At 64.8% G+C, this 10,080-nt stretch carries 8 protein-coding genes, 1 tRNA gene and 1 rRNA gene; 3 read left to right on the top strand and 7 right to left on the bottom strand.

The genetic code is table 11. The annotated features are described in order from the left end of the window. Together METUNV1_RS19865 and METUNV1_RS19860 are read right to left on the bottom strand one after the other, a co-directional pair. Nucleotides 1-243 (bottom strand): 16S ribosomal RNA (locus tag METUNV1_RS19865); the annotation flags it as partial. A 211-nt stretch (nt 244-454) separates the two neighbouring features. Further along, nucleotides 455-531: transfer RNA gene (locus METUNV1_RS19860), tRNA-Met, on the bottom strand. A gap of 140 nt (nt 532-671) precedes the next feature. Between METUNV1_RS19860 and METUNV1_RS19855 the strand changes: the two genes are divergently transcribed. The 3 genes from METUNV1_RS19855 to METUNV1_RS19845 all read left to right on the top strand — a co-directional run bounded on the left by METUNV1_RS19855 (nt 672) and on the right by METUNV1_RS19845 (nt 4,784). Beyond that, the gene (locus METUNV1_RS19855) at nt 672-1,697 is read left to right on the top strand and encodes a sensor histidine kinase (protein ID WP_232416286.1); all 1,026 of its coding nucleotides are present in this window, start codon (nt 672-674) and stop codon (nt 1,695-1,697) included. Then, nucleotides 1,694-2,353, top strand: coding sequence for a response regulator (locus tag METUNV1_RS19850; RefSeq protein ID WP_008064960.1), 660 nt, complete (start codon nt 1,694-1,696; stop codon nt 2,351-2,353). Before METUNV1_RS19855 ends, METUNV1_RS19850 begins: the two co-directional genes overlap by 4 nt. 178 nt (nt 2,354-2,531) lie before the next feature. Then, nucleotides 2,532-4,784 carry a TonB-dependent receptor gene (locus METUNV1_RS19845; protein ID WP_008064932.1) on the top strand — a complete coding sequence of 751 codons (2,253 nt, stop codon included), beginning with the start codon at nt 2,532-2,534 and terminating at the stop codon, nt 4,782-4,784. Nucleotides 4,785-4,899: 115 nt separating this feature from the next. On the opposite strand, the gene METUNV1_RS19840 is transcribed toward METUNV1_RS19845, so the two are convergent. From METUNV1_RS19840 to METUNV1_RS19820, 5 genes are read right to left on the bottom strand one after another with little or no spacing between them, the layout of a single operon-like run. Then, a complete protein-coding gene (locus tag METUNV1_RS19840) occupies nt 4,900-5,205 on the bottom strand; it encodes a hypothetical protein (protein ID WP_008064930.1) in 306 nt (101 codons plus the stop codon). A gap of 12 nt (nt 5,206-5,217) precedes the next feature. Continuing rightward, entirely contained in the window at nt 5,218-6,255 is a 1,038-nt protein-coding gene (locus METUNV1_RS19835) for a formate dehydrogenase subunit gamma (protein WP_008064929.1), read from the bottom strand. Nucleotides 6,256-6,265: 10 nt separating this feature from the next. Then, a complete protein-coding gene (locus METUNV1_RS19830; protein WP_008064927.1) occupies nt 6,266-6,490 on the bottom strand; it encodes a lipoprotein in 225 nt (74 codons plus the stop codon). Next, nucleotides 6,487-7,116 carry a formate dehydrogenase FDH3 subunit beta gene (fdh3B, locus tag METUNV1_RS19825; RefSeq protein WP_008064925.1) on the bottom strand — a complete coding sequence of 210 codons (630 nt, stop codon included), beginning with the start codon at nt 7,114-7,116 and terminating at the stop codon, nt 6,487-6,489. Before fdh3B ends, METUNV1_RS19830 begins: the two co-directional genes overlap by 4 nt. Before the next feature lie 28 nt (nt 7,117-7,144). Further along, nucleotides 7,145-10,066, bottom strand: coding sequence for a formate dehydrogenase subunit alpha (locus tag METUNV1_RS19820; RefSeq protein WP_043360384.1), 2,922 nt, complete (start codon nt 10,064-10,066; stop codon nt 7,145-7,147). Between the last annotated feature and the right edge of the window lie 14 nt (nt 10,067-10,080).

Below are 10,080 nucleotides of genomic sequence, written 5' to 3'. Positions count from 1 at the left end.
AGCTAATCTGACATCGGCCACTCCAATCGCGCGAGGTCTTGCGATCCCCCGCTTTCTCCCTCAGGACGTATGCGGTATTAGCACTTCTTTCGAAGTGTTATCCCCCACGACTGGGCATGTTCCGATGTATTACTCACCCGTTCGCCGCTCGCCACCAGGGTTACCCCCGTGCTGCCGCTCGACTTGCATGTGTAAAGCATTCCGCCAGCGTTCAATCTGAGCCAGGATCAAACTCTTCAGTTTAATTCCCAAAACTCGTCAGAATTCACAGGTATAAGCTTTCGCTTAAAACCTTTGATTCGTATGAGCACTTCAATTTAGTTGTCATGCGATCAACCACCGCCCCAAGTTACCCTGAAACGACAGCTGCTCGCCATCTCAACTACAACGTGCCCACACCTATCGGCTGTTTGTTTTGTTAAAGAGCGCACTTCAAACCAGACCAGCTCATCGCTGGTTGCGGGGACAGGATTTGAACCTGTGACCTTCGGGTTATGAGCCCGACGAGCTGCCAGACTGCTCCACCCCGCGTCAGGGAGAAAAAGATTATGGCAGGGCGAAGGGGGCCGGTCAACACCTTTCTTCAAATTCTTTTCATCGGCCCTGTTCACCCCCTGCATCCGATAGCCGCCCTTGTGGCAGCATCGACGCTCCACAAGCAGGGAGCGTCGTTGTCGCTCGACACCATGCATATATATAGAGAGGCGTTGCCCAGTCCCCGGGCGACAATCCGACGCCGGCAGCTCGAGCTGCTGATGATTGCAGCCGCGGCGGTGCTCACCTTTCTGGTCAGTTCCCGTACCGAGCTGTACGAAAGTCTGCATACGGCGCTGGAACAATACGAGGGCTTCCAGGCCGACGAGCTGGTATTCGTCCTGCTCAGCCTGCTGGCAGGCCTGTCAGTGTTTTCGCTGCTGCGCTGGCGCGAGGCCCGGCGCGAGCTGCTGTCGCGCATTTCCGCCGAACGCGCTTTGCAGCGCCTGGCGGCCCGCAATCGTGAACTGGCGCAGACGCTGATCGGTCTGCAGGAGGCAGAGCGCCGTCGCATCGCGCACGAACTTCACGACCATTTCGGCCAGAGCTGCAACGCGATCCGGATCGATGCGGTGTTCCTGTGCAAGGCACTGCCCGAGGGAAACGGCGAGCAGGCAGCTGCCCTTCGAATTGCAGACACCGCGGACGAGCTTTACCAGACGGTACGCGGTCTGCTGTATGAACTCCGGCCGGCGGCGCTGGACAGCCTCGGTCTGGTCGGCGCACTGCAGTCGCTGTGCGAAGCGTGGGAGGAGCGCACCGAAGTGAGCTGTGCGCTGCTGCCATCCGGGAATCTGTCGGACCTGGGAGAGCAGATCAATATTGCGCTGTTCCGCATCGCACAGGAGTCGCTGTCCAATGTGGTCAAGCACGCCCGCGCCAGCCACGTGCGGATATCGTTGCGCCGGGAGAGCGACGCGGGCTCGATCGAACTGGATATCGAGGATGACGGCGTCGGGCATGATGCGGCGAGCGTGCGGGCCGGCCTCGGGTGGCTCGGCATGAAGGAACGCGCGTCCATGCTGGGTGGAGAACTGACGATAGGCCAGAGCCGTCTGGGCGGCGTCTTGGTGTGCTGCCGGGTTCCCCCGGCAGCACATCATCCGCTCGCACCCCATATATACATAGATACAGAGATGGCGACCGAGGAGGAAAACCGATGATCGATGTGCTTCTGGTAGATGACCACCCGGTGGTGCGATCCGGCTACGCGCGCCTGCTGGAAACCGGCGGCGACATCCGGGTCACGGCCGAGGCAGCGGATGCGGATGCCGGCTACGCCGCTTACATCCAGCACGCCCCCGGCGTCACGGTGACCGATCTGTCCCTGCCCGGATCCAGCGGCATCGACCTGATCCGTCGCATCCGCGCCCGCGACCCGGGCGCACGGGTACTGGTGTTCAGCGTGCATGACGAGGCAGTGGTCGTGGACAAGGCGATACAGGGCGGTGCCTGTGGCTTCATCAGCAAGCGCAGCGCACCGGAAGTACTGCTGGAAGCGGTCCGTGCGGTCGCCCGTGGGGAACGCTACTTCAGCGAAGACGTGCGCAAGGTGGTCGAAATGCGGGCGCCGGATTCCGAGCGGGCGGTGATCAACGCCCTGTCGCCGCGGGAATTCGAGGTTTTCCGCCTGCTGGCGCGGGGCCTGTCCGCCGCCGAATGTGCCACCACGCTGAATCTGAGCCAGAAGACGGTCGCCAACTACCAGGCGCTGATCAAGGAAAAGCTCAACGTAAGCACTTCGGCCGCTCTGGTGCACCTTGCGCTGCGCCTGGGCATCGTCTCCGGGACCCCGGACAGGCTGGTTTCCGAGGACTGATTTCCGGTCGGTTCGCGCCCGAAACACAGCCTTATCGCCCCCGGACGCATCTCGGGAAAATTTCCCGAGATGCGTCCCCTCCTCTCCGCTATCGTCCATCGCGACTTCCGGTCAGCCGTGTCGTCACTGCGAGCACGCCATCAGAACGTGCAGCCCCCGAAACGAGAGGAGTGAAAACGTGAGCACCCACCACGGCGCAGCCGCACTGCGCCTGACGCCGATAGCCGCACTGATCGGTACCGCCTTCGCCCTGGCGCCGCTTTCCGCGGCCAACGCCCAGACCGTCGCCCCCGCAGTCGAAATCGTCGGTACCTCGCCGGTGCCCGGTCTAGATCGCCCGAAGGACGAAATTCCGTCCAACGTGCAGTCGATCCGCCGTGACGCGCTGCGTGACACCGGTGCCGCCGGCCTGCCGGAACTGCTGGGCAGCCAGCTCATGAGCGTCAACGTCAATGAAATCCAGGGCAACCCCTACCAGGCCGACGTCAATTACCGCGGCTTCACCGCCAGCCCGCTGCTCGGCACGCCGCAGGGCCTGTCGGTGTACCAGGACGGCGTGCGGATAAACGAACCTTTCGGCGACATCGTGAACTGGGATCTGATCCCGCGTAACGCGATCGCCTCGATCGATCTCATCCCCGGCTCGAACCCGCTGTTCGGTCTGAATACGCTGGGCGGCGCACTGTCGATCCGCACCAAGGACGGCTTCAGCCACGCCGGTACCGGCATCGAGGCGTACGCCGGCAGCTTCGGCCGGCACGCGGTCACCGCCGAGCACGGCGGCAACAACGGCGAACTGGGCTGGTACTTCACCGCCACCCGCTTCAAGGAAGACGGCTGGCGCGACCTGTCACCGTCGGACGTGAACCAGTTCTTCGGCAAGATTTCGCACCGCTCGGCCAAGCACGAGCTCGATCTGAACATCACCCACGCCAACAGCGACCTGATCGGCAACGGCCTCACGCCGCTGTCCTTCTACGAACAGCGCAAGCGCTCGATCTTCACGTCGCCGGACAACACCCGGAACCAGATGACCATGGTGTCGCTGACCGGCGGCTACTGGCTGGACGACGAACAGAAGCTGTCGGGTACCGTCTATGTGCGCAAGAACAATGTGCGCACGCTGAACGGCGACGTGAATGACGAGTTCGCGGCGCCGGGCGACCCGCAGGGCGTGCTGAACCGCACCCGCACCCGCCAGACCGGCTACGGCTTCAGCGCGCAGTGGGCGCAGATCCGCGACGACCGCCAGCTGGCGGTGGGCACGACCTTCGATCACAGCCGCACCAAGTTCCAGCAGACCGAACAGGAGGGCGATTTCCTGCCGGACCGTTCGGTCACGCCGACCGCTGCCGAAGAGGATCCTGATCCGAAGCTGCGTGGCCGCAGCCAGACCTGGAGCCTGTTCGCCACCGGCACCTGGAAACCGATCACCGACGCCACGGTTTCGCTGTCCGGTCGCTACAACCACACCAGCGTGCGGACGATGGACCAGCTGGACGCCACCTCCAGCCTGAACAGCGATTACACCTACAGCAAGATCAATCCGGCCCTCGGCGCCACCTATGCGCTTTCGCCGGCCGTCACGCTGTACGCGAACGCCCAGCAGGGCAACCGCGCGCCCAGCCCGATCGAACTGGGCTGTTCCGACCCGGCCCAGCCCTGCAAGCTGCCCAACGCGATGCAGGCGGACCCGCGCCTCGACCAGGTGGTCACCCGCAGCATCGAAATCGGTGCTCGCGGCATTGCAGGGCCGGTGCGCTGGAACGTGGCCGCCTTTGGCGCGATCAACCGCGACGACATCCTGTTCGTGGCCAGCAACACCGTCGGTCAGGGCTATTTCAAGAACTTCGGCAAGACCCAGCGCAACGGCGTCGAGCTCGGCCTCTCCGGCGACTACGGCCGCTTCGGCTGGCACGCAGGCTACACCTGGGTCGATGCCACCTACCGCTCCAGCGAGTGCATCGTTTCGGCAGAAAACTCCGCTGCAGGCACTCAGGGCTGCGGAGTGGACAACATCCGGGTCGAATCCGGCGACCGCATTCCGGGCATCGCCGAGCACTCGTTCAAGCTGGGTCTGAACTGGCGCGCCACCGAGTGGCTCACGCTGGGCTCGGACGTGGTCAGCCACTCCGGCGTCTACGCCCGCGGCAACGAAAACAACGAGCACGACGAGAACGGCAAGACCTCCGGCTTCACCGTGGTCAACATGGTGGCGGATGCCCGTCTCGGCGGCGGCTGGTCGGTGTTCGCGCGGGTGAACAACGTGTTCGACAAGCGCTACTTCACCGCCGGCCAGATCGGCGAGAACCCCTTCGTCGGGCCGAACAACAGCTTCGACACGACCGGCGGTTCGCGTGACGAAACCTTCTACGCACCGGGCGCCCCGCGCGCCGGCTGGGTGGGCGTGCGCTACCGCTTCGGCGGCTGACCTGAGGCCACGGTGTATCGCCTCGCGCGATACACCGTCCGCAGAAAGACAGAAGGCACCGCAAGGTGCCTTCTGTCTTTTCAGGAACCCGATCGGTGATCGGGCCTTAATCCATCTACTTCGCTGCAGGCGCCGCGGCCGGTGCGGCCGGAGCCGGTACGGGCGCGGCCGCCGGCGGCGCCGGGGGCACGACCGGCGTGGGCGTCACGGTGACGCCCTTCGCCTTCATCTGCTCGATGTACTTGCCGGCCACCCTGTCCTGCGCCACGGCGAGCTGCTCATTCGCCTTCTTGGTCGCTTCGTCGGCCTTCGCCTTCTTCTCCGCCGCGGCCGCCTTCTGTTCCTCGGTCAGCTCAGGCAGCTTGGCCCAGGCCGCCGAAGTCAGCACTGCGCCCAGCAGCAGCACGATCAGTCTGTTCATTCGATCTCTCCTCTAGGTCCTGACGGCCGCCGGCGCCGACAGGCCGCCCGGCGTCTGTTCCATGCCCTGGTTCTGACGGGCGGCGTCGTACCACAGCTCGTGGTGCTCCTTCGCCCAGGTCTCATCGACATAGCCGGTCTGCATGCCTTCGAGCGCGCCTTCCATGCCCAGCGTACCAATGTAGATGTGCGCCAGCGACAGCGTCATCACGATCAGTCCGCCGATCAGATGCACCAGATTCGCGGTCTGCATCACCGCCCGACCCTGTTCGAAGTTCGGGAAGTTCAGCACCAGTCCGCTGGCGCCGACGGTGAGCGACAGGAACACCACGCCCAGCCAGAACCAGGTTTTCTCGCCGAAATTGAAACGGTGCGAGGGCACATGCTCGCCGCTGAGCAGACCGCCCGCCTTGCGTATCCACAGCGCGTCGATGGCCTGCCACACGTTGTCCTTCACGAACAGCACGATGAACAGCAGCACCGACAGGATGAATACAGGGCCGACGAAGTTGTGGATGTTCTTGCACACCATGGCGACCACCGCGAACAGCGAATAGCCGAACACCGGCAGCAGCACGTGCTTGCCGAACAGCATGATCAGCCCGCTCACCATCAGCACGCAGAACGAGATCGCCATGGTCCAGTGCGACATGCGCTCCAGCGTCGTGAAACGCTGGATCAGCCGGCCGGTCTTCGGCTCGCTGAGCCGGATCTGGCCACGCAGCTTGAAGAACAGCGCCAGCAGCACCAGCATGGCCGAGAAGGCGATGCCGCCGTACAGCGTAATCGGGCCGTTGCGCAGCGCCCGCCAGGTCTGTCCGCCGGACTGGATCAGCACACCTGTCTCCACACCCTTCACCGTAGTGAAGTGCGCTTCACCGGAGCGTACTTCGCGCCAGACCGGGGCGTTGTTCAGCGGCTGCACCTGCTGGCGCAGCGCCTGGTCGGTGGGCGGCGGCGGATCGGCCGCAAAGACCGGTCCCGCGGCCAGCGCGCACAGCGTGAGCAGCGCACACAGCAGTCGCCGCCATACCGTCATGTCGTAAGCCATGAACGCTCTCCTAACCGTTGATGCGGCGATATTCGTTCTGGCTCTGGTTGCGCGCCTTGATGGCGGTTTCCCAGTTGCCCTTGTCGCCGGAGAAGGCCTCGTTGTCCCAGGGCTTGCCGTCCGCCTTGCCCTGGTACTGGCCCTGCTTGTACACCACCACCTGCGACTTCTCGCCGCAGCCGGCCAGGCCGGCGGCGAGCGCGATCACACAGGCCGTCGCGATCAGCGGCTTCATGATTTGCCTCCTGCTGACGGTGCCGGGGCAGCGGGTGCGTCCGGCTTTCCGTAGGCGGTGGACCAGCCCCAGATTTCGGCGCCCTTGCCGCGGGTGAGCACACGCTGGCGGTAGATGTCGGCCAGCACGTCTGCGTCGCCGCCGAGCAGCGCCTTGGTCGAGCAGACCTCGGCGCACAGCGGCAGCTTGCCTTCCGCCAGCCGGTTGCGGCCGTACTTGCGGAACTCCTCTTCCGAGCTGTTCGCTTCCGGGCCGCCGGCACAGAAGGTGCACTTGTCCATCTTGCCGCGCAGGCCGAAAGCCCCCGCCTGCGGGAACTGCGGCGCGCCGAACGGACAGGCGTAGAAGCAGTAGCCGCAGCCGATGCACAGGTCCTTGTCGTGCAGCACCACGCCCTCGTCGGTGCGGTAGAAGCAGTCGACCGGGCACACCGCCATGCAGGGCGCGTCCGAACAGTGCATGCAGGCGACCGACATCGAGCGCTCGCCCGGCACGCCGTCGTTGATGGTCACGACGCGCCGCCGGTTCACGCCCCAGGGCACTTCGTGTTCGTTCTTGCAGGCCGTGACGCAGCCGTTGCACTCGATGCAGCGCTCGGCGTCACAGATGAATTTCATTCTTGCCATGGTGTTCTCCTGTGTCTGCGTTGCGCCGTCAGGCCTTCATGATCTGGCAGACCGTGGTCTTGGTTTCCTGCATCATCGTCACCGAGTCGTAGCCGTAGGTGGTCGCGGTATTGACCGCCTCGCCCCGCACTACAGGTGCCGCGCCTTCCGGATAGCTGTCGATCAGGTCCTTGCCCATCCAGTGACCGGCGAAGTGGAAGGGCAGGAACACGGTGTCCGGCCCGACCCGCTCGGTCACCATGGCCTGCACCTTGATCTGCGCGCCGCTCGGCGACTTCACCCACACCATGTCCTTGTCGCGGATGCCCCGGTCGTTGGCGGCCTTCGGGTTGATCTCGACGAACATGTTCTGCTGCAGTTCGGCCAGCCAGGGGTTGGAACGCGTCTCATCGCCACCGCCCTCGTACTCGACCAGACGGCCCGAGGTCATGATGAGCGGGTAGTCCTTGCCGACGTTGGCGAACTGGTCCTGCACGCTCTTGTACAGCGTGGGCAGGCGCCAGAAGGCCTTCTTGTCCTCGTGCGTGGGGTACTTGGCGACCAGATCGGCACGCGGCGAGAAGATGGGTTCGCGATGCACCGGCACCGGGTCCGGGAAGTTCCACACCACCGCGCGCGCCTTGGCGTTGCCGAAGGGGTGGCAGCCGTGGTTCTTCATCGCGACGCGGATGATGCCGCCCGAGGGGTCGGTCTTCCAATTCTTGCCTTCGGCCTTCTTCTTCTCGTCCTCGCTCAGTTCTTCCCACCAGCCCAGCTTCTTCAGCAGCACGTGGTCGAACTCGGGGTAGCCGAACTGCAGGTCGGCCCCCTTCGACGCCGAGCCGTCGGCCGCCAGCAGGCTGGCGCCGTCCTTCTCCACGCCGAAGTTGGCGCGGAAGTTGCCGCCGCCATCCATCACGTGCTTCGAGGTGTCGTACAGATTGGGCGAGCCCGGATGCTTCATTTCCGGCGTGCCGTAGCACGGCCACGGCAGGCCGAAATACTCGCCATCGAGCACGTAGCCGGTTTCCTTGTCGATGCCGCCCTTGGCCTTCAGCGTCTTCGGATCGAACACCTGCATGTTGCGCATGTGGATCTTCAGCCGCTCCGGCGACTGGCCGGTGTAGCCGATGGTCCAGGTGCCGCGGTTGATTTCGCGCAGGATGTCTTCGACGCTGGGCTCGTTGTTGGTCACCTTCACGTTCTTGGTCAGCTGCTCGGCAAAGCCGAACTTCTGCGCGAACAGGTACATGATGGTGTGGTCCGGCTTGGATTCCCACAGCGGCTCGATCACCTTCTCGCGCCACTGGATGGAGCGGTTCGACGCGGTGCAGGAGCCTTCGGTCTCGAACTGGGTCGCCGCCGGCAGCAGATAGACGCCGTCCTTGCGGGCGCTGGCCGCCATCGCCGCGGTGGCCGACGGATAGGGATCGATCACCACCAGGGTGTCGAGCGCCTTCATCGCCTCCAGCATGTCCTTGCCGCGGGTCTGCGAGTTCGGGGCGTGGCCCCAGAACACCACTGCGCGCAGGTTCGGGTCCTGGTCGATCAGTTCGTTCTTCTCGGTCACGCCGTCGATCCAGCGCGACACCGTGATGCCCGACTTCTCCATCAGCGCCTGCGACGCGTAGCGACCCTTCAGCCACTCGTAATCGACGCCCCACACGTTCGCCCAGTGCTTCCACGAGCCGGTCGCGATGCCGTAGTAGCCGGGCAGCGAATCCGGGTTCGGGCCGACGTCGGTCGCGCCCTGCACGTTGTCGTGGCCGCGGAAAATGTTGGTGCCACCGCCGGCCACACCGACGTTGCCGAGCGCCAGCTGCAGGTTGCACATCATGCGCACGATGGCGTTGCCGGTGGTGTGCTGGGTCTGGCCCATGCACCACACCACGGTGGACGGCTTGTTCTTGGCCATCGTCTCGGCGATCAGCTTCACCTGGTCATCCGGCACGCCGCTCACTTCCTCGACCTTGTCGGCGGTCCACTTCATCGCCTCGTCGCGGATCTTGTCCATGCCATAGACGCGATCCTCGATGTACTTCTTGTCTTCCCAGCCGTTCTCGAAGATGTGGCGCAGCACGCCGTACAGGATGGCAATGTCGGAACCCGAGCGGATGCGCACGAAGTGGTCCGCCTTGGCCGCGGTGCGGGTGAAGCGCGGGTCGGCCACGATGATCTTCGCGCCGTTCTCCTTCGCGTGCAGGATGTGCAGCAGCGACACCGGGTGCGCCTCGGCGGCGTTCGACCCCATGAAGAAGATCGCCTTCGAGTTCTGCATGTCGTTGTAGGAGTTGGTCATCGCGCCATACCCCCAGGTATTCGCGACGCCGGCCACCGTGGTCGAGTGGCAGATGCGCGCCTGGTGGTCGCAGTTGTTGGTGCCCCACATCGACACGAACTTGCGCAGCAGGTAGGCCTGCTCGTTGTTGTGCTTGGACGAGCCGATCCAGTACACACTGTCCGGACCGCTTTCCTCACGCAGTTTCAGCAGGCGGGCCGACACCTCGTTGAGCGCGTCGTCCCAGGACATGCGCACCCACTTGCCGTCGACCAGCTTCATCGGATAGCGCAGCCGGTGCTCACCGTGGCCGTGCTCGCGGATGGAGGCGCCCTTGGCGCAGTGCGCGCCCATGTTGATCGGGCTGTCGAACACCGGCTCCTGGCCCACCCACACGCCATTCACCACTTCGGCGTCGATGGCACAGCCAACCGAACAGTGGGTACAGACGGTGCGCTTCACTTCCACCTTGGCGCCGGCCGCAGAGGCGGTCGAGGCCTCGGCGCGGCCAACCATCGAGAACGGAAGCGCGGACGCGAAGGCGCCGGCGCCGGCGGTCATGCCGGAGCGCTTCAGGAAGGCGCGGCGGTCCATCGTGCGCGGCGCGGAGGTGGCCGTCTGGGCCGGACGGGCCAGGCGGGCAGCGCTGCGGCCGCCCCGTTCGGCCGCCGGGAGTTTGCGGGTCAATGTCATGTCGGCTCTCCTCG

The sequence above is a fragment of the Methyloversatilis universalis FAM5 genome (assembly GCF_000214035.2).
Classification (GTDB): Bacteria; Pseudomonadota; Gammaproteobacteria; order Burkholderiales; family Rhodocyclaceae; genus Methyloversatilis; species Methyloversatilis universalis.
Note: the sequence above shows the minus strand (reverse complement) of the source record. Positions and strands in the feature narration are given on the sequence as shown.